Annotated in this window: 25 protein-coding genes and 1 tRNA gene; 10 read left to right on the forward strand and 16 right to left on the reverse strand. The window is 72.5% G+C overall.

Annotated features, from left to right (window positions below; genetic code table 11):
- Window positions 1-149 precede the first annotated feature (149 nt).
- On the forward strand, window positions 150-836 hold the full coding sequence (locus GOBS_RS14480) for a response regulator (RefSeq protein ID WP_012949011.1): 687 nt from the start codon (window positions 150-152) through the stop codon (window positions 834-836).
- Between the two features lie 52 nt (window positions 837-888).
- On the forward strand, window positions 889-1,032 hold the full coding sequence (locus GOBS_RS27565; RefSeq protein ID WP_012949012.1) for a hypothetical protein: 144 nt from the start codon (window positions 889-891) through the stop codon (window positions 1,030-1,032).
- A 179-nt stretch (window positions 1,033-1,211) separates the two neighbouring features.
- Here GOBS_RS27565 and GOBS_RS14485 read toward each other — a convergent pair whose 3' ends face one another.
- Window positions 1,212-2,438 carry an MFS transporter gene (locus tag GOBS_RS14485; protein WP_012949013.1) on the reverse strand — a complete coding sequence of 409 codons (1,227 nt, stop codon included), beginning with the start codon at window positions 2,436-2,438 and terminating at the stop codon, window positions 1,212-1,214.
- A 661-nt stretch (window positions 2,439-3,099) separates the two neighbouring features.
- Between GOBS_RS14485 and GOBS_RS27570 the strand changes: the two genes are divergently transcribed.
- Window positions 3,100-3,474: a site-specific integrase gene (locus GOBS_RS27570; protein WP_166487409.1), complete on the forward strand. Its 375-nt coding sequence runs from the start codon at window positions 3,100-3,102 to the stop codon at window positions 3,472-3,474.
- A gap of 499 nt (window positions 3,475-3,973) precedes the next feature.
- Here the strand turns inward: GOBS_RS27570 and GOBS_RS14495 are convergent, their stop codons facing one another.
- Both GOBS_RS14495 and GOBS_RS27575 read right to left on the reverse strand, forming a co-directional pair.
- Window positions 3,974-4,309 (reverse strand): histone-like nucleoid-structuring protein Lsr2, encoded by a 336-nt coding sequence (locus GOBS_RS14495; protein WP_012949014.1) that lies wholly within the window; start codon window positions 4,307-4,309, stop codon window positions 3,974-3,976.
- A 385-nt stretch (window positions 4,310-4,694) separates the two neighbouring features.
- On the reverse strand, window positions 4,695-4,922 hold the full coding sequence (locus tag GOBS_RS27575) for a hypothetical protein (protein WP_166487410.1): 228 nt from the start codon (window positions 4,920-4,922) through the stop codon (window positions 4,695-4,697).
- Window positions 4,923-6,368: 1,446 nt separating this feature from the next.
- On the opposite strand from GOBS_RS27575, the gene GOBS_RS14500 reads away from it, so the two are divergent.
- Window positions 6,369-7,178, forward strand: coding sequence for an IS5-like element ISGeob2 family transposase (locus tag GOBS_RS14500; protein ID WP_041241516.1), 810 nt, complete (start codon window positions 6,369-6,371; stop codon window positions 7,176-7,178).
- Here the strand turns inward: GOBS_RS14500 and GOBS_RS14505 are convergent.
- Complete coding sequence (locus GOBS_RS14505; protein ID WP_041241517.1) at window positions 7,112-7,525, reverse strand: IS110 family transposase; 414 nt, start codon at window positions 7,523-7,525, stop codon at window positions 7,112-7,114. The two genes, GOBS_RS14500 and GOBS_RS14505, sit on opposite strands and share 67 nt — an antisense overlap.
- A 327-nt stretch (window positions 7,526-7,852) precedes the next feature.
- Window positions 7,853-8,278, reverse strand: a complete 426-nt coding sequence (locus GOBS_RS14510) for an SRPBCC family protein (RefSeq protein ID WP_012949017.1) — start codon at window positions 8,276-8,278, stop codon at window positions 7,853-7,855.
- A 105-nt stretch (window positions 8,279-8,383) separates the two neighbouring features.
- Between GOBS_RS14510 and GOBS_RS28890 the strand changes: the two genes are divergently transcribed.
- The 3 genes from GOBS_RS28890 to GOBS_RS14520 all read left to right on the forward strand — a co-directional run bounded on the left by GOBS_RS28890 (window position 8,384) and on the right by GOBS_RS14520 (window position 10,773).
- Window positions 8,384-8,917 carry a hypothetical protein gene (locus GOBS_RS28890; RefSeq protein WP_243697506.1) on the forward strand — a complete coding sequence of 178 codons (534 nt, stop codon included), beginning with the start codon at window positions 8,384-8,386 and terminating at the stop codon, window positions 8,915-8,917.
- 310 nt (window positions 8,918-9,227) lie between these two features.
- Window positions 9,228-9,524 (forward strand): helix-turn-helix domain-containing protein, encoded by a 297-nt coding sequence (locus GOBS_RS14515; RefSeq protein ID WP_012949018.1) that lies wholly within the window; start codon window positions 9,228-9,230, stop codon window positions 9,522-9,524.
- Between the two features lie 31 nt (window positions 9,525-9,555).
- Window positions 9,556-10,773, forward strand: a complete 1,218-nt coding sequence (locus GOBS_RS14520) for a tyrosine-type recombinase/integrase (protein ID WP_049788299.1) — start codon at window positions 9,556-9,558, stop codon at window positions 10,771-10,773.
- Between the two features lie 109 nt (window positions 10,774-10,882).
- On the opposite strand, the gene GOBS_RS14525 is transcribed toward GOBS_RS14520, so the two are convergent.
- The 8 genes from GOBS_RS14525 to xylA form a co-directional block, all read right to left on the reverse strand.
- A tRNA-Pro gene (locus GOBS_RS14525) sits at window positions 10,883-10,956 on the reverse strand.
- 82 nt (window positions 10,957-11,038) lie between these two features.
- Window positions 11,039-11,926 (reverse strand): IS5 family transposase, encoded by an 888-nt coding sequence (locus tag GOBS_RS14530; RefSeq protein WP_012947386.1) that lies wholly within the window; start codon window positions 11,924-11,926, stop codon window positions 11,039-11,041.
- Between the two features lie 130 nt (window positions 11,927-12,056).
- Entirely contained in the window at window positions 12,057-12,944 is an 888-nt protein-coding gene (locus GOBS_RS14535) for an alpha/beta fold hydrolase (RefSeq protein WP_012949020.1), read from the reverse strand.
- Between the two features lie 36 nt (window positions 12,945-12,980).
- A complete protein-coding gene (der, locus tag GOBS_RS14540) occupies window positions 12,981-14,492 on the reverse strand; it encodes a ribosome biogenesis GTPase Der (RefSeq protein ID WP_279432616.1) in 1,512 nt (503 codons plus the stop codon).
- Window positions 14,398-15,087 (reverse strand): (d)CMP kinase, encoded by a 690-nt coding sequence (gene cmk / locus GOBS_RS14545; protein WP_012949022.1) that lies wholly within the window; start codon window positions 15,085-15,087, stop codon window positions 14,398-14,400. The genes der and cmk overlap by 95 nt, the downstream gene beginning before the upstream one ends.
- Window positions 15,084-15,446, reverse strand: a complete 363-nt coding sequence (aroH, locus tag GOBS_RS14550; protein WP_012949023.1) for a chorismate mutase — start codon at window positions 15,444-15,446, stop codon at window positions 15,084-15,086. Before aroH ends, cmk begins: the two co-directional genes overlap by 4 nt.
- Before the next feature lie 55 nt (window positions 15,447-15,501).
- Window positions 15,502-16,950, reverse strand: coding sequence for a xylulokinase (gene xylB, locus GOBS_RS14555; protein ID WP_012949024.1), 1,449 nt, complete (start codon window positions 16,948-16,950; stop codon window positions 15,502-15,504).
- A gap of 19 nt (window positions 16,951-16,969) precedes the next feature.
- The gene (gene xylA, locus GOBS_RS14560; RefSeq protein WP_012949025.1) at window positions 16,970-18,160 is read right to left on the reverse strand and encodes a xylose isomerase; all 1,191 of its coding nucleotides are present in this window, start codon (window positions 18,158-18,160) and stop codon (window positions 16,970-16,972) included.
- Between the two features lie 68 nt (window positions 18,161-18,228).
- Between xylA and GOBS_RS14565 the strand changes: the two genes are divergently transcribed.
- From GOBS_RS14565 to GOBS_RS14575, 3 genes are all read left to right on the forward strand, one after another.
- Window positions 18,229-19,425: an ROK family transcriptional regulator gene (locus tag GOBS_RS14565; protein WP_012949026.1), complete on the forward strand. Its 1,197-nt coding sequence runs from the start codon at window positions 18,229-18,231 to the stop codon at window positions 19,423-19,425.
- Window positions 19,426-19,563: 138 nt separating this feature from the next.
- Window positions 19,564-19,911, forward strand: a complete 348-nt coding sequence (locus GOBS_RS14570) for a DMT family transporter (protein WP_012949027.1) — start codon at window positions 19,564-19,566, stop codon at window positions 19,909-19,911.
- Window positions 19,908-20,234 (forward strand): DMT family transporter, encoded by a 327-nt coding sequence (locus GOBS_RS14575; protein ID WP_012949028.1) that lies wholly within the window; start codon window positions 19,908-19,910, stop codon window positions 20,232-20,234. The genes GOBS_RS14570 and GOBS_RS14575 overlap by 4 nt, the downstream gene beginning before the upstream one ends.
- A 39-nt stretch (window positions 20,235-20,273) precedes the next feature.
- Here GOBS_RS14575 and GOBS_RS14580 read toward each other — a convergent pair whose 3' ends face one another.
- The 3 genes from GOBS_RS14580 to GOBS_RS14590 all read right to left on the reverse strand — a co-directional run bounded on the left by GOBS_RS14580 (window position 20,274) and on the right by GOBS_RS14590 (window position 22,976).
- On the reverse strand, window positions 20,274-21,116 hold the full coding sequence (locus tag GOBS_RS14580) for a pseudouridine synthase (protein ID WP_012949029.1): 843 nt from the start codon (window positions 21,114-21,116) through the stop codon (window positions 20,274-20,276).
- A 217-nt stretch (window positions 21,117-21,333) separates the two neighbouring features.
- Window positions 21,334-22,173 (reverse strand): SMC-Scp complex subunit ScpB, encoded by an 840-nt coding sequence (gene scpB, locus GOBS_RS14585; RefSeq protein WP_012949030.1) that lies wholly within the window; start codon window positions 22,171-22,173, stop codon window positions 21,334-21,336.
- Window positions 22,170-22,976, reverse strand: a complete 807-nt coding sequence (locus GOBS_RS14590; RefSeq protein WP_012949031.1) for a segregation and condensation protein A — start codon at window positions 22,974-22,976, stop codon at window positions 22,170-22,172. Before GOBS_RS14590 ends, scpB begins: the two co-directional genes overlap by 4 nt.
- Between the last annotated feature and the right edge of the window lie 29 nt (window positions 22,977-23,005).

The following is a 23,005-nucleotide window of genomic DNA, read 5'->3' on the forward strand; positions in this document are numbered from 1 at the left end:
AGATGCCCGCGGGTCGAAGGCCCGCGCCTCCGCGCCGCGACGGGAAGTACTCCGGCGACGGGCCGGCCCCCGGGACCATCGTGGAGCCAGGCCGCCGCAGTGCGCCGACTCCACAGCAGCCCGGTGGGCCATGCTCGGAGGTGGACACAGTGCGCGTCCTGGTCGTCGAGAACGAGGCGACGACGGCGCAGCTGCTGGTCGGACACGTCCAACGGCTGCGTGACTTCGCAGTGACCGAGCAGGCGAGCACGGGCGCGGATGCGCTGCGGCGCTTGGCGCCAGGGCACGTCGACCTGGTCTTGCTCGGAGTGCACCTGCCCGACATGTCCTGGCTGGACCTGCTTCGCACGCTGCGCGGAGCCGGCTGCACCGTGGGCGTGGTGGCCGTCACGGCCACACACGACCTGTCGGTCATCCGAACGGCGCTGGCGTTCGGCGTCGTTCACTACCTGCTCAAGCCGTTCACGTTCACCAGCGTTCGGGAGCAGCTCGAGAAGTACGAGGCGTACCGGTCGCTGAGGAACGTCGGAGAACTGGTCCTCGTCCAGCAGGAGGTCGATCAGCTACTGGGAGTGCTCCGGGACGCGGACGAGAACCGCCTGCCCAAGGGGATCAGCCGCGAGTCGCTCCAGGCCGTCACCGCGGCGCTCAAGAGGTGCAGCGGACTAGGAGGAGTCTCCGCCGCCGAGGTGGCTCGAGCCCTGGGCATCTCCAGGGTTACCACGAGGCGCTATCTGGAGTTTCTCGTCGACAAGGGAGCTGCTCACCGTCGGGCGCGGTATCGCGGTCCCGGTCGTCCGGAGCTCGAGTACGTGTGGCTTTCTCCGGATGCATGAACCCCCTCGTCGATGGTCTCGGGAGCTCCACCATCGGCTGCGGGAGACGACCATGCCGGTGATGGACCGATTGCTGACCACGGTGCGCAGCACGCACGGTGCGGGGGCCGCCCAGTCCACCCGCAGCGTGCTGTTCGAAATCGTGGGGAGATCCGTCGCGGCGGTGCCCTCACGAACGATCGGCAACGAGGAGTGATCGGTCGGCGGGCATCGAGACCCCAACCACAGGGCCGCTCAACCGCCCCCTGCGGCACCAGGTGAGCCCAGACGTCGACCCCGGGAGCGGGACGTCACGACGACACGTGCCGCGCTCACCTGCTCACCACCGGAATCGGGTGGGGTCGACCGCTTGCACCGGCCCCTTCGTCAGCTGCCCTACCTGCTGCGGCTACGACCCAGCACGAGGGCGACCACGAGGGCGGCGACGCTGAGCCCGCTGGCCAGCAGGACCACGGCCGGCCAGCCACCCTCGTCCCAGGCCCGGCCGGCCAGCGTGCCGCCGACGGAAGAACCGACGTAGTACCAGAAGGAGTACAGCGACGCGGCCTGCCCGACCGCGCGACCACGCCGTCCCGCCCGCACTGCCACCCATGCGCTGGCCACGCCGTGGGCGGCGAAGAAGCCGCCCGTCAGCACGCACAACCCGGCGACGAACAGCGGCAGAGGTCGGGCGAGGGTCAGCGCGACCCCGCCGACCATCACCGCGATCGACACCGGCACCAATAGCCGTCGGCCGAACCGGCCGGCGAGCTCCCCGCCCACAACGGAGCTGACCGAGCCGAGCAGATAGGCCAGGAAGACCAGCCCGACCAGCCCCGGCGCCAGCCCGTACGGCGGGGACTCGAGCCGGAACGTGGCGGCGTTGTAGACGGCCACGAAAGCGCCCATGAGCAGCGCGGCGCAGCCGTAGAGGCCGAGCAGCACCGGGTCGGTGACCGCGGCGGCGAGCTGCCGCAGCAGCCGGCCCTGTCGGGGCATCGGGAGGAAGCGGCGAGACGGCGGCAGGAGGACCCGGACGGCGACAGCGCAACCGACCCCCAGCAGCGCGATACCGCCGGTCGCTGCCCGCCAGCCGCCGAGGTCCGCCAGCAGGCCACCGAGCAGTCGGCCGGTCAACCCGCCGATCGCGTTGCCACTGACGAACACCCCGATCGCCCGCGTGCTTACCAAGCCGTGCAACTCCTCGCGCAAGTAGGCCGCGGCCACGGCCGGCAGGCCCGCCAGGGCCAACCCCTGCACCCCGCGCAGCCCCAGCAGCACCGACCAGGTCGGCGCCACAGCGACCAGCACCCCGAGCCCCGCGGCCGCGGCCAGACTGCCGTGCAGGATGGCCGTCCGTCCGCGCCGGTCGGAGATCGGACCGAGTACGAGCAGACCGACAGCAAGGCTGGCGGTCGAGACCGAGACGGCGAGCGTCGACTGGGCCGACGAGATCCCGAACGCGCGCGCCAGCTCGGGTAGCAGAACTTGCGGTACGTAGAGCATCGCGAACACCGCGATGCCGGCCAGGAAGATCGCCAACGAGGCCCGGCGGAGCCCCGGCTCACCGGCGCGGTGGCCCTCTCCCGGCGGCACGTCGGCCGGGCACGCGGCGGCGTCCATGCTCCCGACTCTGCGCCTTGTCCCACCGCTCCGCCGATCCAGTCCCGTGCTCCGCACGCGCGCAGGTGCCGGGCTCACAGTCAGTCCGCCGCGCTCCTTCGGACATCGCACCGACGCCGACGGGGCAGTGAGAAGCAGCACGGTCTTCGCGACGTCGGATTGACACCCACGCGACGCGGGATGAGCAGCCAGCAGCCGTCTCGGCTCGAGGCTGGGGACAAGTCCGCCCCCGTCCACAGCCTGCCGGACCAGGGCCCGCATCAGGCGCGTCCGCGGTCAGGTCCCGACAGCAAGAAGACAGCCTCGCAGCTCGCTGGAAGGCGGCGGATGCCCGGAAGTGTCCGACACCGCCGGAGGGTCGACGTGGCGAGGCGAGCGAACAGTGAGAGTTCCTCTGGCGCAAGGACGGAACGGCTGACGGTCTACGGAAGGACACAGGCTCGAAAACTGGATCACCAAGTCACTCGCCGTCAGCGACCACAAGCAGGCCACCAAGGACCTCTACGCCACCCTCGCCCGCACCCAACTCGTTCCCACGGTCGGGACCATTCTCCTCGGCCGGTTACGTCCGTCCGGTGTCGAAGCGCTCATCGTCGCCAAACGAGAGGCCAGCCTCGCGCCGTCCATTGTGCGGACGATCTACACGGTCCTACGAGGCGCCTTGGACATCGCCTCGCGCGACGGACTGATCCGCAGCAACCCCGCGGCAGCAGTGAAGCGGCCCGGCGTCGAGCGCAAGGACGCGCCGCGCCTGACCGCGGAACAAGCGCAGGAGCCCCTCGAGGCGATCCGGGGCGACCGACTGGAGGTGCTGTTCCGGGTCATGCTGGCCACCGGGCTGCGCCGCGGGGAGGGGCTGGGGCTGCACTGGTCGGACGTCGACCTCGACGCCGCGCTGTTGCGGGTTTGCTGGACCCTGTCCCGGACGTCCCAAGGGCTGCAGCTCGATGAGCCCAAGACCGATAAGTTCCGCCGGACCGTGCCACTCCCCCGCTCGGCCATCGAGACGCTCCGGGCCCACCGGACCGGCAACTAGAGGAACAGCGCACGGCCGCCGGAGCCTGGACAGATAACGGCCTGGTCTTCACCACGGAGATCGGCACACCGCTGGAGCCTCGCAACGTATTGCGGCGCTTCGAGGTCTCGCAGAGCGAGCCGGCCTCCGTGGGTGACGTCCCCGCTGGTGGCTGGCCGGTGAGCAGCACCGCACCCGGCTGGTGCCCAGGTCCCAGGAGCCGGGCACCTACGACAACGGCGTCCGCGTCGTCCGCTGCCCGGACACCGCGACCGCGGTGGCGGGTTTCGTCGCTGGGCCACCCGCGACTACTCCGCCGGAGCCCGCCGGATCCTGCGCGGCCATGATGTGGCCTGCTGGTGCCCGCTCGACTAGCGCGGCCACGCCGGCGTCCTGCTCGAGGTTGTCAGCCGATGGCCGCCGGCCGCCCGAGGCCGGTAGCCAGCAGTTGAGCACGGCGGGGGACCCCTTTCGGCGCCGGCCCGCCCCGTCGGGCCGGCGCCGGTCGGAGGCAGGAGGCTCAGTTGCCGGCGGCCCGGAACCGCTCGACGACATCGGCCTTGATGCGGCCGCGCGGAGACACGTCGATCCCCTGGCCCTTCGCCCAAGCTCGGACTGCCACGGGGTCGGTCGATTCGGTGGTGGTGTGTCGCACAGCGGCGCGGCCCTTGCTCGTCGAGCCAACCTTGCGCGCTGCGCTCACATACTTCGACAGCGCGTTACGGAACTCGGCCGCATTGTCGTCTGTGAGGTCGATCTCGTATTCAGTGCCCGAGATGCCGAACTTCACTGTGGTGTCGGCCGGTGACTCCCCGTCCAGGTCGTCCACCAGCATGACATTGGTCTTGGTTGCCATGACCAACATCTTCCGGATACCGACCGAAAAGTCAAGATGAGCCATACGGCCCATTGACACGATCAGGGTAGTCAGAACCACCCCGCCAGTGCCATGAGCTCCGCCATTGCACCCACGACCCTCGAGGGTGCGTCGCACGTTCGGAGCATCGCGAAAGGGACCACTGCCTCATAGTTGACTGCTGACTCAGCGAACGAACGTCTCGCGAATAACCCCCAGACTTGAACTGGCGGATCCGCCGCCCCATGCTCGGCTCCGACGGTCGCCGGCCACGAGCGCCTCTGCCTCGTCTACCAGGCCATGCTCGTTGTCGAAGCGGCTGAGTCATGAGCGCCTACCAGCCATGGTCCGGCTGCGATTTAGCGTCGGGGTGGCGCTGCGCACGTCAGTTGCGCGGGAGGGCGGCCAGCCACTCTTTGGTGGCGTCGTCGATCAACAGATATTCCTGGAATCTGCGCAGGTCAACCAGCATATGGAACGACGGCGGACGGTGGCGAACTGACCCGGAAAGCGGCGAATGGCGGTCAAGTGTTGCCGTCCCGACCAGCGCGGATGCAACCCTCGCCCCGCCCGGACGGCCGTTGCCGAGCGTGACGGTGCCTTGAAGTGTCATGCTCCGCCGTCCGCAGCCCCTCCACATCGGCGCTGCCACCCGTCGAATGGTCTGAGACCTTCGCCGGCCGCGCCGACGGAATCCTCCAGCTGTTATTCAGCGGGGTCTCCAATGCCCCGTCCCAGTTGCCTGACGGGTCATCCTTGTCGCGACGGCGGCCGAGTTCGGTAACGAGAGCCGCGCTCCGAGCATGTCAAGCTCTCCGCCAAGCGTATAGATCGGGCCTCGGACGCAGCGGCACTCTCCGCCCACTCCCCTACCGTGCAACTCACAGTCCACGAGTATGGGGTTCGCGGTCGTCCGCCTCCGTACGGATCTGCAGGTCAGCCAATTCTGTCGACGCCGGTGGACGGTCGCGAACGCCGGTGTACGGCCGTGACTGGCACACAAGCTGGCACACAGAGATCCGGGCTTCCCACGACGTGACGTCACCTCACCGTCCTCGGGATGGCTCCGAAAGAAGCTGCGGTACACCCCTCAGTGGCGATCTCCCTGGTCGCGGGGTACATCGCCGACGCCGATTACCCCAGGACCAGGGCGGCACCTCCATCCGCGCAGTCTCGTCCAGGAACCGCTGCAGATGCTTCTTCGGCAGACGCGCCCTCATACAGAAGCGGCATCAATTCGTGACCGCTCATCGCCTTAGCGGCCAGCCCGCCGCCGGGCCGGCTGGTCCGCGACGACACCGGCGAGCTCACTGCGAGCGACGCGACGGGTCCGGCGGTGTGGACCCTGGACGCGCTGACCGCCGCGGCCCGCGCCGCCGGCATCGACATCGCCCGCTTCCAGGTGCACCTTCTCCTGCTGGCCGAAGGGGTGCGCTGGCGTCGCCCCCGCTTCTGGGCCACCAGTGTGGATCCCGAGTTCGGCCCAAGAAGACCGGGGTCGTGGACCTCGACACCTCCCCGCCGGCGCACACCGCGGTCATCGCCGCCGACGAGCTCGGCCCGGTGATGCCCCGGAACTTCGACTCACCACCGGGCTGAACCCCGGACGGCCACGGGCATCCGGCCGCTTCCGGCGCATCCGGCCGACACCCGTGTCGATGCCATGGCCGCGTTGTGCCACCCATGGCGACCCGACAGAACCTGGGCAGGCTGCAGCCCCATGCGCGGGGCGACACGGAGGCGCCGCCGCAGCGCGCCGCCCGGACTTCGCACCTCGTCCCCCACGTAGCGGTCGGGGGGGTAGCTCAGGATCCCTCGGGACAGGCCCTCAGCTGGGGTTCTCCGCTGTCAAGCGGGAGGGGCTCGGCTCCGTCGCGAGCCAAGTTGGCTCATCGCATTAAGAAGACATTGAGGACTTCTCAACGGATTCGCGTAGGAGTGCATTGCTGAACGCCGAGTGAGCAGGTCAGGGGCTGGACGGCGACTCCGCTGCAAAGGGCGTAGGGCCCGGCAGATGATGGCGTCGACCAAGAACGACCCTCATCCGCACGGACCCCACGTGATCACTTACTCTGCCACGCTCGACGTGCCCGAGGCCACCGCCACCCTGCTCACCGATCTGCTGATCGCCGAACGCCGCCGCCGCGGCACCGGCATCGGCGCCCGCGCCGCCTCCGCCCGCATCCAGGCGGTGCTGGTGCTGCGCTGGTTCCGCCAGGACACCGGCATGCCGACCCTGGCCCGCGACGCCGGCATCTCGCAGGCCACCGGCTACCGCTATCTGCACGAGGGCATCGATGTGCTCGCCGACCGAGCTCCCGACCTGCACCAGGTGCTCCAGGCCGGACGGGCCGCCGGCTGGAGCCACGTCACCCTCGACGGCACTCTCGTGCGTACCGATCGCTGCCGGGTGAGGAACCCCGAGTCCGGCCACGACCTGTGGTACTCGGGCAAGCACCGCGCCCACGGCGGCAACGTGCAGGTGGTCTGCGACCCGGCCGCCTTCCCCGTGGCCGTCTCCGACGTCCAGCCCGGCTCGATGCACGACCTCGCCGCCGCCCGGGCCACCGGCTTCCTCGCTGCTCTGCAGGTCGCGGCCGCCCGGCTGGGCCTACCCGCCCTGGCCGACAAGGGCTACGACGGCGCGGGCATCGGCATCCACACGCCGGCAAAGGGCGCCAACCTGGCCCCGAGCAGCGCCTGCCGCAACCAGCTGCTGACCCGGCTGCGCGCCGAAGGGGAGCGCGGTATCGCCCTGCTCAAGACCCGATGGAAAGCGCTGCGGCGCATCCGCCTGTGTCCTCAGCGCATCGGTGCCATCGTCGCCGCAGCCCTCGTCCTTACCACCGCCGAGCGACCAATCCGTTGAGAAAACCTCAGTGGTGGCGGCACGAAGCTCGGCCGCAGCATCTGCCGTTCGGCGACCTTGCACAGCCACACCGCGTCGAGCCGGTCGGTCTTGGGCCGGCCCGGCAGGTGCTTGACGTCGTGGGCGTTGACCAGCCAGGCCTCGAACCGGTCCTCCAGCAGGTAGAACGGCGCCCGCCAGTAGTCACTGGTCGCCTCCATCACCACCCGGGTCACTCCCAGGCCGGCCAGCCAGTCGCCCAGCCCGAGCAGCGCGGCGGTCATCGTGGAGACGGTGCGGACCTCCTGCATCCGCTGCCGGCCAGGGCCGGGCACCCGGGCGCAGCACACCACCTCGGCCTTGCTCACATCGAGTGCAGCGATCCGTTCGATGATCTCGTCCCGCTCGGCTTAGACCTGCACCGGTCTCGCCTCCGCCCCTTCGCGCCAGCTGAGGCGGTTACCCGTGGGAGCTGCAGGGAACGGTGAATCTGATCCTCGTGCTCGCAGCACACGAAACGGCCCACAGCACAGCTCCCCGCGCCCGACTTCAGAACGGCCTCGATTGACCAGGCGACTACGGCGTCTACGGGTGACCGCGCACCATTTTCAGCCCGGAACGGCTCCCCCCGGCAGGGGCTGCCCGGGACTTCAGGGACCGTCCCCAGCCACCGCGGCTGCGCGCATGGCCGGACTTCACACCTGTCGTTCGCTCCTGGCCTTGATCCCCTCGGCCTCGGCGGTCAGGTACCGATCAGTGAGGCGGCGGTAGAACCGTCCCATCACCACGCCCACGGGCCCGGCCTGCTCCACCGACAGCGTCACACGCGTACCGCCGGTACCGAGTTCCTCGAGCAGGTGCCGAGCGGTGGTGCGGACGCCCGGGCCGGTGGCCACCCAGGTGAACGAGCGGCTTGGCTCAAGCACGGTCACCACGTACTCGGTCGGGGGGATCCGGGGCTGCTCCACCCGGACCCGGGACCCGACGGCGAGCGGCCCGTCGTCGAGGCGGCGCACCGAGGTCACCGTCGGCGCCCACTCCGGCCACAGCTCGACCTCGCGCAGCAGCTTCCACACCTGCTCGACCGGGGCCTCGACGTCGATCCTGGTGCTCCGCTCCACCGGGCCATCCTGCTCCTGGTCGCTACTGGAGACGGACCAAGATCATGTGCCACACACCTCATGCACTCAGGGATTCATCAACTCGTGGTGACGAGTTTCCGGAGGATGATCAGCAAGATCGGAGGCATGGGAGACCGCGGCATCCCCGAGAACCGGGCCCGACAGCGCGAACAGCAACGGCGTCAACAAGCCCAGCGGACACGGACGACGAAGGCCCGCTCCGACCCGGCGGAGGCCGGAGGCGGCCCCGAGCGGCGGGCCGCCGCGACGGCCTGCGGCTGGTGTGGCGGGCCGATCACCGCCCGAGCCCGGGGCCCGATCCCCAAATGGTGTTCGGCGACCTGCCGGCACCGCGCCTGGGAGCAAACCCGCGCTGCGGCCTCGGGCCGGGCGGCAGTGCAGATCGTCGAACGGCGCGTGCAAGTTTCCGTGCGGCAGTCAGTCACCCGACGCGACTGGCCTCAGGCCCTCGCCGATTTGGCTGCGCAGCTCGATGACGGCCGGATCTACGACCGTGACCTTGCCGGCCTGTCACTTGCCCTCGACGCCGTCCTGGCCGCCTACCACCGCCGGCACCACATCGGCCTCCGCGCCGAGGGGCATTGTCCCATCGGGGACCCTCGAGACCGACCTCGCTGACACCTCCACCGGTGACAGGGGGCGTCTCCAAGACCACAGGACATCGGGTACGGCAGCTTGGACCCGCGGTACCACGGTGTCCTCCAGGTTCCCTCCCGTACTCCTCCGGTAGCAGCTCGCGGGGACCGGGAGAAGCTGCGGAGCCGGTGCCTCCTTCCCGCTGGTCACCGGTCCGTGCTGACTAGCGCGGAACCGGAGAAGAACAGGAGGTCGGTCCCTCATCGTCGAGGAACGCACCGCGCCCATCGTCGCCCGCGCACGGCCACTGCCGGACGGCGACCGGCGGACCGGAATACTTGGAGGAGACGAGATGGGCGACCCCGAGTCGCTGCAGGACATGCTGACCAAGAGCCCCCTGCTGCTTACGCCCGAGGATGCGGCCAAGGTTCTCCGCATCGGCCGCACCACGGTCTACGCCCTCATGAAGGCCGGCGACCTGCGCCCGGTCCACATCGATCGCAGCTGTCGGCTGGCCCGCGCCGAACTCGAGCGCTATGTCCGCATGCTAGAGAACCCAGTGGCGCCTGCCCAGCACCGTCGACGCAGCCAGCCGAAGTCGGCGAATCAGAGCGGGCTCTTTGATCCCGATCCCCCGGATGCGGCCTGACCTGTGCAGAGCGGGCACCGTGGTCAGACCGGTGCTGAACACTGTCCGCCGAACCATCAGGAAGAAAACGGAAAGCGGCCGGGCGGCCGCCGGCCCCGGCGATCGGAGCAGCCCCATGGCGAAGCGAGGGAACGGCGAGGGTTCGATCTTCAAGCGGGCCAACGGACGGTGGTACTCGGCCCTGACCTACCGAGACGACTTCGGCGAGGTGAAGCGGCGGGAGGTCAGCGGCAGAACGCAGGCGGAGGTGCGGGCGAAGCTCCGGGAGTTGCGGGAGCGCGTCGAGGCTGGCGCCCCCGTCAAGGATGCGTCGATCACGATGGCCGCCTGGCTGGAGGACTGGACGACGAAGGCGCTGCCGGCGAGCGACCGCAAGCAGGCGACGATCGACCTGTACGCGACAATTGCTCGCAGCCATCTGGTGCCGAAGCTGGGCAGCCTGCCCCTCGACCGGCTTCGCCCCTCCAACGTGGAGGCCCTGGTGCTCGCCAAGCGCCGCGCGGGCCTTTCTGCGTCATCCGTCCGAACGATCTACGCCGTGCTCCGGGCCGCCCTTGACGTCGCGGTCCGGGACGGGCTGATCCAGCGCAACCCGGCTGCCCTGGTCAAACGCCCGGCCGTCGAGCGCAAAGACGCGGGTTACCTCTCCGCCCAGCAGGCGGAGGCGCTGCTCGAGGCAGTCCGCGGTGACCGCCTAGAGGCCCTCTACCGCGTAATGCTGGCGACCGGCCTGCGCCGCGGTGAGGCTCTGGCCCTGCACTGGCGAGACGTCGACCTCGATGCGGCCGTCGTCCGGGTGCGCTGGACGCTGTCGCGGACGTCTGCCGGGCTTGAGCTCGGCGAGCCGAAGACCGAGAAGTCGCGGCGCACCGTGCCGCTCCCCGTCCCCGCCGTCGAGACGTTGCGGGCGCACCGCAAGCGCCAGGCCGCGGAGCAGCTCGCCGCAGGCAGCCTGTGGCAGGCCAGCGGGCTCGTGTTCACGTCAGAGATCGGCACGCCGCTGGAACCGCGCAACGTCCTGCGTCGGTTCGAGGCACTGGCCGAGCGAGCCGGCCTGCGCGGCGTCCACCTGCACACGCTGCGTCACTCGGCGGCGAGCTTCCTGCTCGCTGCGGGCACGCACACGAAGGTGGTGCAGGAGCACCTTGGGCACAGCTCCTACGCCATCACGGCCGACATCTACAGCCACGTGGCCCCGGCGCAGCAGCGCGAGGCGGCCGACAAGCTCGGGCAGGCGATCCACTGGTGACGTTGCGGTGCAACCGCGTTGCGGTTCCGGTTGCGGTGCGGTTGCTGTACTTACGCGAGAGGCGGGTCGGTCCGAAGGACCGACCCGCCTCTGAGCTGCGGTTTCACTGTCGGGCTGACAGGATTTGAACCTGCGACCCCTTGACCCCCAGTCAAGTGCGCTACCAAGCTGCGCTACAGCCCGAGCGCCGGGCGGCTCGCACCGCCCGATCGCTGCGTAGAGCAGGTTACCGCACCGGCTGAGAGGGTGTTGGGTAACCGCCTGACTACTGGTCTCTGTCGAGATCCTTGGCGAGGCGACGGGCAGCTTCGGTCTCGATGGCGCCGTGGGGTTGGCGGTCCTCACCGGCCAGGCGGGCGGCCATCAGCCGGATCATCGCCACCTTGATCATGGCCTCGGCGTGACTGGTCTTGCGTTCGTAGTCGCGTGCCAACCGTCTGCACCTCGTCAGCCAGCCGAAGGTCCGCTCCACCACCCAGCGGCGGGGCAGCACCTGAAAGCCCCTGCGGTCAGCGTTGCGCGCCACGGCCACTATTTCGAGGTCTTCGGCGCGCCGGGCCCAACCGACCAGCCCGGCATCGACCACGTTGACGTAACCGCCGTCGACCCAGACCAGCGCCAGCAGCGGGAACAACGCATGGATGCCGGTCAGCACCTGCCGGGCGCCGGCGCGGTCTTGCACGCTGGCCGAGTGCACCACCGCGCGCAGCAGCAGGCCGCCGGTGTCGACCAGTAGATGCCGTTTGCGGCCGCGTACCCGCTTGCCGGCGTCGTAGCCGATGGCCTCCCCGCCCTCGGCGCTGCGCGCGGACTGCGAATCCAGCACCGCCGCCGACGGCTGCACGGTGCGTCCCTCCCGGGCCCGCAGTCGATCGCGCAACTGGTCGTGCACCCGGTCCCAGGTGCCATCGGCGCTCCAGGCGCGGAACCATCGATAGGCCGCGTCCCAGGGCGCCAGGTCATGCGGCACCTGACGCCAGGCGCAGCCACTGACCAGCACGTACAGGATCGTGTCGAGCACCAGCCGGCGGTCGTACGTCAGCGGCCGCCCACCGCGCCGAGGATCACGAACCGGCAGCAGCGGCTCGACCACCGCCCACTGCGCATCGGTCAGCGAACTGGGATACGCCTCCCGATCCAGGCATTCGCACATTCACCTGGACCATCACCGGCCGACCATCCCCATCGGGTTGCCACGCCGGGCGCGCACCTGATCCGGCCAGACCGGCACCCGAGGTGGTCGGTCAGTTACCCAACACCCTCTGAGGCGCCCGACCTGGTGGTCAGCCCCGCGCCGGAACCGCGTCCCGGTCGGCGACCAGCACCTCGCGCAGCGTCGCGGCGAATGCCTCCGGCTCCCCCGTCTGGCCGTACTCGCCGCCGAGGAAGCCGCCGTGGTCCCCGGGTAACACCACCGGCGCCTGCCCGAGTCGCTCGGCCAGCGCCTCCCCGCACCGGTGCGCCAGCTCGCCGTCGGATCCGGCGCCGACCGCCACGACGATCCGCGTCGGCGCGGTCCTGAGCGCCTCGATGTCGTGCTCGTGGGACGTGCAGGTGATCAGGTTGTGGCCGAGCAGGACGTCGTCCCGCGAGCCGTCGTCCTCGGCCGGCAGGCCGAAGGCGGCCGGGTTGGGCAGGTCGCCGAGGTCGTCGGGCACCGGGCCGCGGTGGCCGACCAGCCGGATGAACCTCGCCATCGCGGCGCCGAACCCGCGCGCCCGGTAGGCGTCCCGCACCTGCTGGGTCGCGGCGAGCGCCTGCTCGCGGTCGGGCAACAGCTGCAGGGCCGGTGGCTCGTGCGCGACGAGGGTGCGCACCAGCTCGGGGCGGCGGGCGACGAGCACGAGCGCGTTGACCGCTCCCCCGCTGCTGGCGAAGACGTCGACCGGCCCGGCGCCCACCGTCGCGATCAGCCGGGACAGGTCCTCGGCGTGCTCCTCGGGCGTGGTCTCGCTCGCGCCGTCGGTGCGCCGGCTGCGCTCCACGCCGCGCGGGTCGTACGTGACGACGGTGCGGTCGCGGAAGTGCGCGGCCAGCGTGCCGAAGCCCGCCGCGCCCATCGGCGAGCCGATGAGCAGCAGCGGCGGCTCCGAGGCCGAGGAGCCGGGGCGGACGTCGTAGGTGAGGACGGCGCCCTCGGTCTGCAGGGTCTGGGTCTGCGGTTCGGTCATGCCGGGAAGACCGCCCCCGGAGCCCGGACTCATCGGTCAGCCCCTGGAGCGCTCGTTCCCCCGCCCCTCGCGGACCTTGACCGAGATCTCGATCGGCGTGCCGTGGAAGCCGAAGCGCTCGCGCAGCTTGCGCTCCAGGAAGCGCCGGTATCCGGCCTCCAGGAAGCCGGTCGAGAAGACGACGAACCGCGGCGGGCGGACGTCGGCCTGCGTCAGGTACTTGATCTTCGGGGCGCGGCCACCGCGGGCCGGTGGCGGCGTCTCCTGCACCAGCGCGCGGACGTAGGTGTTGAGCTCCGCCGTCGGCACCCGGGTCTCCCAGGACGCCAGCGCCTCGCGCAGGTGCTGGGCGAGCTTGTCGACGCCGCGGCCGGTCAGGGCCGAGATGTTCACGCGCGACGCCCACTTCACCCGCGCCAGGTCGCGCTCGATCTCGCGCTCTAGCTGATGGCGCCGGTCCTCGTCGAGGGTGTCCCACTTGTTGAAGGCGATGACCAGCGCGCGGCCGGCCTCGATCACCTGGGTGATCACCCGCTGGTCCTGCTCGCTGACCACCTCGTCGGCGGCGAGCAGGACGACGGCGACCTCGGCGGCCTGGATCGCGGCCTCGGTGCGCAGGCTCGCGTAGTACTCCATGCCGCTGGCGGTGTTGACCTTGCGGCGCAGGCCCGCGGTGTCGACGAACCGCCACTCCTCGCCGCCGAGGGTGACGATCGAGTCGACCGGGTCGACGGTGGTGCCGGCGACCGAGTCCACGACCGACCGCTCGTCCTTCGCCAGCCGGTTGAGCAGGCTGGACTTGCCGACGTTGGGCCGGCCGACCAGCGCCACCCGGCGCGGGCCGCCCTCCTCCTCCTGCTCTCGTGGGGCCTCGGGCACCGCCTCGAGGACCAGGTCGAGCAGGTCGCCGCTGGCCCGGCCGTGCAGGGCGCTGACCGGCTGCGGCTCCCCGAGCCCCAGCGACCACAGCTCCGCGGCGTTGGACTCGCTGCGCTCGTCGTCGACCTTGTTGGCCACCAGGATCACCGGCCGGTCGCTGCGGCGCAGGATCCGCGCGGCGGCCAGGTCGGTGTCGGTGGCGCCCACTTGGCTGTCGACGACGAACACGATGACGTCGGCGGTCTTCATCGCGTACTCGGCCTGGCGGGTGATCGAGGCGCCGAGGCCGCTGGCCCTGGGGTCCCAGCCGCCGGTGTCGACGACGGTGAAGCGCTTGCCGTTCCACAGCGCCTCGTAGGCGATGCGGTCGCGGGTGACGCCCGGGGTGTCCTGGACGACGGCGGCGCGGCGGCCCAGGAACCGGTTGACCAGCGTGGACTTGCCGACGTTGGGCCGGCCGACGATCGCGACGACCGGCAGCGGACCAGTCTGCTCGGTCATGCGTCCTCCTCGCTGGCGCTCGTCGTACGCACGACCGTCGGTGCTGTGTCCCTGCCTGAGCTCGCGAGCTCGCTCACGACGCGGCCCCCACCGTCGAGAGCGCCAGCTCCACCACCCGGTCGACCACACCCTCGCGGTCCAGGTGGGTGCTGTCGACGACCACGGCATCCTCGGCCGGGCGCAGCGGGCTGTCGGCGCGGCTGCTGTCGTACTCGTCGCGGCGGCGCAGGTCGGCGGCGAGCTCGGCGATCTCGTCCGGCGTGCTGAGGCCCAGCTGCGCCGCCCGGCGCTGGGCACGGGCCTCGGGCGCGGCGGTCAGGTATACCTTCAGCGTCGCGCCGGGCAGGACGACGGTGCCGATGTCGCGGCCCTCGACGACGACCGCGTCGGCCGCCGCCACCAGCGCGCGCTGCTGGTCGACCAGCCGGCGGCGCACCGAGGGCACCGCCGACACCGCCGACACGGCGCGGGTGACCTCCGGGCCGCGGATGCGGACGGCGACGTCGACGTCGTCGACCTGCACCAGCTCGGTGCCGGCCGCCGTCCCGACCTCGATGCGGGCGGCGGCGACGGCGGCGGCCACGGCCTCGGCGTCCTCCGGGTCCACCCCGGCGTCCAGGACGGCGACCGTCGCGGCGCGGTACATCGCACCGGTGTCCAGGTAGGCCGCCCCCAGCCGCGCGGCGACCGCGCGGGCGACGCTGGACTTGCCCGTCCCCGACGGGCCGTCCAGCGCGACCTGGCCGGTGAAGTCCCCGCTCACTGGGCGATGTCCCGTCGCAGCGCCTTCGCCCCGCGCAGGTACACGTGCTGCACATCCGCGCGCGGCCGGTCGGTCTCCACGTGCGCCATGAGCCGCAGCACCCGCGGCAGCGCGTGCGGGACGCCGATCTCGGTGGCGCACATCAGCGGCACGTCCCCGAAGCCGAGCTCGCGGGCGGCCAGCGCCGGGAACTCCGAGACGAGGTCGGGGGTGGCGGTGAACAGGATGCTGATGACGTCGTCGTGCTCCAGCTGGTTGCGCTCCATGACCGCGGTGACCAGCTCGCGGGTCGCGTCGAGGACCAGCTCCCGCTCGTCGGCGTCCACCTGCGTCGCGCCCCGGATGGCTCGGACGGCCACTACCACTCTCCTCGATCGGTGCGGGGCTCCGGATCGCCGTGCCCCTCGGTCGAGTCTAGGTACCGGCGCCGCTGACCCGGTCCGCGGTCAGGTCCCGGACCTCCGCGTAGCGCTCGCGGACGGCGGGGACCGGGTCGGCCTCGTAGACCTCGGTGGCCGCGCTCGGCCAGACCGGAGGGGTGTCGCCACCGGCCAGCACCCAGGCCGCCTGCCGGGCAGCGCCGTCGGCCACGTACTCCCCCGGCGGCGGGACGAGCACCGGCACGCCGAGGACGGCGGGGGCGATCCGGCGGATCGCCTCGGAGCGTGCGCCGCCGCCGACGAGGAACACCCGGCGCACCGGCGTCCCCCCGGCGGCCACGGCCGCGAGCCCGTCGGCCAGCCCGCACAGCAGGCCCTCGACGGCCGCCCGCGCCAGGTGCGCCGGGTCGCCGGTGGACAGGGTGAGGCCGTGCAGCGCCCCGGTGGCGTAGGGCCGGTTGGGCGTCCGTTCCCCCTCCAGGTAGGGCACGAGCACCAGGCCGCCGGCGCCGGCGGGCGCGGACAGCGCCAGCCGCGACAGCTCGGCGTGGTCGACCCCCAGCAGCCGGGCGGTCGCGTCGAGCACGCGGGCGGCGTTGAGGGTGGTGACCAGCGGGAGGAAGTGCCCGGTGGCGTCGGCGAACCCGGCGACGGTGCCGGTCGGATCGGTCATCGGCGTGGTGGAGACGGTGGAGACCACCCCTGAGGTGCCGATGGAGACGACCACGTCGCCGGGCTCGGCGTTGAGGCCGAGCGCCGCGGCGGCGTTGTCCCCCGTGCCCGGGCCGAGCGCCGCTCCCTCCTCGCCGCCGGCCAGGGAGCCGGCGGCGACCGATCCGGCCTGCTCGGCCGGGCCCAGCACGCGCGGGACGACGGGGGTGCGCCCGAAAGCCCGCTCCAGCAGGTCCAGGCGGTAGTCGCCGGTGACGGGCGACCAGTAGCCGGTGCCGCTCGCGTCCCCGCGGTCGGTGACGAGCGCACCCAGGTCACGTGAGCCCGCCAGCTCCCACGTCAGCCAGTCGTGCGGCAGGCACACCGCCGCGGTGCGGGCAGCGTTCCCGGGCTCGGACTGCGCCAGCCAGCGCAGTTTGGTGACCGTGAAGGAGGCGACCGGCACGAGGCCGACCGCATCGGCCCACGCCCGGCCACCGGCCTCCGGCCCGCCGAGCTCGGCCACCAGGTCGGCCGCGGCTCCCGCGGAGCGGGTGTCGTTCCACAGCAGCGCCGGGCGGACCACCGCGCCGTCCTCGTCGAGGCAGACCATCCCGTGCTGCTGCCCACCGACGGCGACGGCGGCGACGCCGCCGAGGCCGCCGGCCCCGGCGATGGCCGCCTGCAGCGCCGCCCGCCACGCGGCCGGGTCGACCTCCGTCCCGTCGGGGTGCGGCGCCCGGCCCTCCCGGACCAGGCGACCGCTCTCCGCGTCGCGGACCACGACCTTGCACGACTGGGTCGACGAGTCGACCCCGGCCACCAGTGTCATGACGGAGTGCCTACCGGAGTCAGCGGGCGCCGAGGAGGTGCTCCACCGCCAGCTGCGAGAGCCGCACCTGACCACCGGGACGGGCACCGGCCGCCTCCGCGTCGAACTCCTCGAACGCCGCACGGTCGGCCAGCAGGTCCTCGTACGTCTCGCCGTCGGCCAGCGTGGGCTGCGCCAGCTCGGGCACGCGGGCGGCGGCCAGCGCCTCCTGCACCTCCGGGTCGGCGCGGAAGGCCGCCGCCCGCTCCTTGAGCAGCAGGTAGGTGCGCATGTTGGCCGCGGCCGAGGCCCACACCCCGTCGATGTCCTCGGTGCGCAGCGGCTTGTAGTCGAAGTGCCGCGGCCCGTCGTAGGCCGGACTCCCGTTCGGGCCGCCGTGCTCGAGCAGGTCGACGGTGCCGAAGGCGCTGAGCAGGTCGCCGTGGCCGAAGACCAGGTCCTGGTCGAACTTGGGCCCGTGCTGGCCGTTGAGGTCGATGTGGAAGAGCTTGCCCTGCCACAGCGCCTGGGCGATGCCGTGCGTGTAGTTGAGGTTGGCCATCTGCTCGTGGCCGACCTCGGGGTTCAGGCCGACCAGGTCGGCGTGCTCGAGAGTGGAGATGAAGGCCAGGGCGTGACCGATGGTCGGCAGGAAGATGTCGCCGCGCGGCTCGTTCGGCTTGGGCTCCAGGGCGAAGCGCAGCCCGTAGCCGCGGTCCTCCGAGTACTGCGCCAGGGTGTCGATGCCCTCGCGGTAGCGGTCGAGCGCGGCACGCAGGTCCTTGGCGCTGTCGACCTCGGCGCCCTCGCGGCCGCCCCACAGCACGTAGGTCCGCGCGCCGAGCTCGGCGGCGAGGTCCATGTTCCGCATGACCTTGCGCAGCGCGTACCGGCGGACGTCGCGGTCGTTGGCGGTGAGCGCGCCCTCCTTGAACACCGGGTGGGTGAACAGGTTGGTCGTGGCCATGGGGACGACGAGGCCGGTCTCCTCCAGCGCGTCCGTGAAGCGCTGCACGTGCTTGGCGCGCTCGGCGTCCTCGCTGCCGAACGGGATCAGGTCGTCGTCGTGGAAGGTGACGCCGGCGGCGCCCAGCTCGGCGAGGCGGTGCACGCTCTCCACCGGGTCGAGCGCCGGGCGGGTCGCGTCGCCGAACGGGTCGCGGGCCTGCCAGCCGACGGTCCAGAGGCCGAAGGTGAACCGGTCGTCCTTGGTGGGCTGCGGCGCGGTCATGCGATCTCCCTCGATCGGGTTTTGTTCTTTCGTAGAACATAAAGCAGCGACCCGGCTAACCTCAAGGGGTGCGGACGTCGGAGGGGACCGGGGCGCGGCAGTCGACGCTGCGCAGCAGCAACCTGGCCCTCGTGCTGCGCACCGTCTGCGCCGCCGACGGGCCGCTCTCGCGCGCCGACATCGCCGTCCGTACCGGGACGACACGCGCGACCGCCGCCCGGCTGGTCGACGAGCTGGTCGCAGGCGGGCTGCTCGACGAGGGCGAGCGCCTGGCGCTGCCCCGCCGCGGGCGCCCGGCCACCCCGCTGCTGCCCGGCGCCCGGATCGGCGCGCTGGGCTTGCAGGTGGACGCCGGACTGCTCGCCGCCCGCCTGCTCGACCTGCGCGGCCGGGTGGTCGCCGAGCGCGTCGAGGAGGACGACCTGGTCGGCAGCGACCCCGCGCGCACCCTGGCCCGGCTCGGCGCGCTGGCCACCGACCTGCTCGCCGGGCCCGCCGGTGAGCTGCGGCTGGCCGGCGCCGGGCTGGCGCTGCCGGGCCTGGTCGACGTCGAGCGCCACCTGCTGCTGCGCGCCCCCAACCTCGGCTGGTCCGACGTCGACGCCGTCGGCCTGCTGACGGCGCACCTGCCGGACGGACTGCGCCCGGTGCCGGGCAACGAGGCCGACCTGGCCGCCCGCACCGTGGCCGAGACCGCGCCGGGGCACCCCGGTCCGCTGCGCGACTTCCTCTACCTCTCCGGGCAGATCGGGATCGGCGGCGCCGCGGTGGTCGGCGGGCGGGTGATGACCGGCAGCGCCGGCTGGGCCGGCGAGGTGGGGCACGTCTGCGTGGACCCCGACGGGCCGGCCTGCCGCTGCGGCTCCACCGGCTGCCTGGAGCAGTACGCCGGGCGGCACGCGCTGCTCGCCGCAGCCGGGCTCCCGCTGGACACCGCGCCGGCGGAGGTCGTCGCCCGCGCCTCGGCCGGGGACGCCGACGTCCGGCGGGCGCTCGACGCCGCGGCCCGCGCGCTCGGCGTCGCGCTGGCCGGCGTGGTCAACGTGCTCGACCTGCCGGCCGTCGTCCTGGGCGGGCACCTGGCTGCGCTCGCCGGCCCGCTGCGCCCCCGGCTCGAGGAGCTGCTGAGCCAGCGGGTCCTCTCGGCGCGGTGGCGCCGTCCGGTGGTGGCGGCCGTGACCGGTCCCCCGGCGGCGGGTGCGACGGGAGCCGCCCTGCGCGCGCTGGGCGACGTGCTGGCCGACCCGGTCCGCCGGCTTGGCTGAGCCCGCCGGCCGTCCTGGCACCGCCGACCTCCGGGCCGCGATCTGCACCCGGGTCGTCCCGCCTGCACCCAGCGACCGCGGTGCCGGCACCGGCCTCCCGCTGGCCAACTGCACCTCCGACCCGGAAGGACCCACCCCGTGACCGCATGGCCGTGGCTGGCAGGAGCGATCCTCTCCGAGGTCAGCGCGACCCTGGCGTTGCGCGCCGCGACCGACCGGCCCGCGTGGTCCGTGCTCACGGCGGTCGGCTACACCGCGTCCTTCGTCTTCCTGGCCGCCGTCCTCCGTTGCGGCATGGCCATCGGCGTGGCCTACGGCATCTGGGCCGCGAGCGGCGTCACCCTGACCGCCCTCGCCGCAGCGGTCCTCTTCGACGAGTCGCTCACCGGCGTCATGGGGCTGGGCTTCGTGGCCATCGTGGCCGGCGTGCTGCTGGTCGAGCTCGGCTCCCACCGGGCCGAGCAGTCCTCCGGAGACGTTCGGTGACCTGGCTCCTGCTGGGCGCGGCGATCGTCTCGGAGGTCGCGGGGACGATGTTCCTCCGCGCGTCCGACGGCCTCCGGAGGAAGCGGTGGATCCCGGCGATCGCCACCGCCTACGTCGTGTCCTTCGGGTTCCTGACGCTCGCGCTCGCACGGGGCATGGCGGTCGGCGTCGCCTACGGCGTCTGGGCGGCCAGCGGCATCGCCCTCACCGCCGTCATCGCCCGTGTCGCCTTCGGGGAGCCGCTCACCCGGACGATGGGCGCGGGCATCGCCCTGGTCGCCCTCGGCGTCCTCCTCGTCGAACTCGGAGCCGCGTCGCACTGACCGGGAGGCCGGCGTCGCCGCGTGCGCGGTGGGTGGGCCCTAGAGGCCGACGGCCTCCTCCAGCGCACCGACCTCGGCGCGGGAGAGCCGGCGGATCGACCCGCTGCGCATGCGCTCGAGCTTGACCGGGCCGACGGCGGTGCGGGTCAGCCGGGACACCGGCAGCCCGACGGAGGCCAGCAGCCGCCGGACGATGTGCTTGCGGCCCTCGTGCAGCACGACCTCGACGACCGACTGCCCGGCGTGGGTGTCGACCACCCGGAACGAGTCGACCTTCACCGGGCCGTCCTCCAGCTCCACCCCGGAGCGCAGCCGGCGGGCCATGTCGCGCGGGACCGAGCCCGACACCTGCGCCAGGTAGGTCTTCTTGACCTCGTAGGAGGGGTGCGCGAGGCGGTGGGCCAGCTCGCCGTCGTTGGTGACCAGCAGCAGGCCCTCGGTGTCCTGGTCCAGCCGGCCGACGTGCACCAGGCCGGGCGCCAGGTCGCCGACCATGTCCCCGACGGTCGGCCGGTTCCGGTCGTCGCTCATCGCGGTGATGACGCCCGGCGGCTTGTTCAGCGCGTAGGTGACGCGGTCGTCGCGCAGCTCGATGCGGACGCCGTCGACGGCGATCTTGTCGCGCTCGGGGTCGACCCGCATGCCCTGCACGGCGACCGTCTTGCCGTTCACGCTGATCCGGCCCTGGTCGACCATGTTCTCCACGACGCGGCGCGAGCCGACCCCGGCGCGGGCGAGGACCTTCTGCAGCCGCTCCCCCTCCGCCGACGCGTCGGTGCCACTGCGGCCGCGGTCCCCGGGGTGCGCGGGGGCGAGCTCCATGTCCTCCGACCACCCCTCGGCGGGGCCGGGGGTGCTGTCGTCGTGCGGGGCGGTGTCCATCGCCGTCCAGTCTCCCACCCGGTGTCCCGTCGTCCCCGCCCCGCTGTGCGGGTCATCGGGCACGCTGCACCCGTGTCGTTCCTGCCGCTCTTGCGCTGTTGCACCGACGCGAGGACGCAAAGAACCGCGCGGGAGTCCGGGCATTGCCGGCGTTCGCCGCGCATTGCCGGTCCTGCAGCACCGGCAACGCACGAGAAACCCCGGCAATGGTCGACCCTCAGGCGTCGGGGTGCTCGTCCAGCAGGGACGACGTCTCGGGCAGCAGCGGACCGAGCTCGGGCAGCTCGTCGAGGCTCTCCAGCCCGAGCCGCTCGAGGAACAGCGGGGTGGTCGCGTAGAGCCCGCCGCCGCTGTCGGGATCGGTGCCGACCTCGGACACCAGCCCGCGGGACATGAGCGTGCGCATGACGCCGTCCACACCGACGCCTCGGATCGCCGACACCCGCGCGCGGGTCACCGGCTGCCGGTAGGCGATGACGGCGAGGGTCTCCAGCGCCGCCTGGGTGAGCCGGCTGCGCTGCCCGTCGACGAGGTAGCGCTCGACGACGCCGGCGTGCTCCTCGCGGGTGTAGAGCCGCCAGCCCTCCCCCACCCGGCGCAGCGTGATGCCCGCGCCGCGGCGGTCGTAGTCCTCGGCCAGCTCGGCCAGGAGGGTCCGCACCCGCGGCACGGGGCAGCGCAGCGCACCGGCCAGCGTGACCTCGTCGACCGGGGTGTCGACGACGAACAGCAGCGCCTCCAGCCCGCCGCGCAGCGCGGCCGGGTCGAGGTCGGGCTCCGGCTCGGGCGCCGGTTCGGGCCCCGGCTCCGGCTCCGACTCCGGCTCCGGCTCGCGCGACGGGACCGCGGCGACGGGCGGGGCCAGGGGCGCGGGCTCCTCGACCGGAGCGGGCTCGGCTCCCGCTGCCGGCCGCTCGGCGACGCGGGCGGCGAGTTCCGCGGCGACGGCGTCCCAGGTCGCGGGGTCGGGGCCACCGCGCTGCTCGGCCTCCTCGCGGGTGGCGGCCAGCTCCGCGGCCAGCGCGTCCCACGAGACGGGCGGCCGCTCGTCACTCACGTGTACTCCCCGTCGACGAGGATCTCGGGCCCCGGGTCCGCGCCACCGGTCCAGCGCACGTGCAGCTCCCCGAGCGGGGTCAGCTGCTCGAAGACGACCCGCTGCTGGCGGTAGAGCTCGAGCAGGGCGAGGAACCGGGCGACCACCTCGAGGGTGTGCCCGCAGTCCGCGGTCAGCGCCCGGAAGCTCGCCGTCCCGGCCGCGAGGAGCTGGTTGCGCACCAGCAGGAGCTGCTCGGACACGCTGACGGCCGGCGCGTGCAGGTGGGAGACGCCGACCGTGGGCGGCACCTGCGGGGTCAGCGCCTCGGTGGCCAGCGCGGCGAACTGCTCGGGCGTGATGCCGAGCAGCACCTCGGGCAGCAGGTCCGCGAAACGCGGCTCCAGCGCGACGTCGCGGGCGTGGCGGCGGACGGCGCCGGCCTCGCGCTCGCGGAGGAAGGCGGCCGCCTGCTTGTAGGCGCGGTACTGCAGCAGCCGGGCGAACAGCAGGTCGCGCGCCTCGAGGAGCTCGAGGTCCTCGTCGTCCTCGACCTCGGCGGCGGGCAGCAGCCGGGCGGCCTTGAGGTCGAGCAGGGTGGCCGCGACGACGAGGAACTCGCTGGCCTGGTCGAGGTGCAGCTCGTCGCCGAGCGCGCGCAGGTGCGCGATGAACTCGTCGGTCACCCGGGACAGCGCGATCTCGGTGACGTCGAGCTTGTGCTTGCCGATGAGCTGCAGCAGCAGGTCGAACGGGCCCTCGAAGTTCGTCAGCTTGACGGTGAACCGTCCGCTGCCGACCTCCGGCGCACCCGTCGCTGTCACACCCTCAGCTTAGGAGTGGTCACCGACGG

It is taken from the genome of Geodermatophilus obscurus DSM 43160, from assembly GCF_000025345.1.
Classification (GTDB): Bacteria; Actinomycetota; Actinomycetes; order Mycobacteriales; family Geodermatophilaceae; genus Geodermatophilus; species Geodermatophilus obscurus.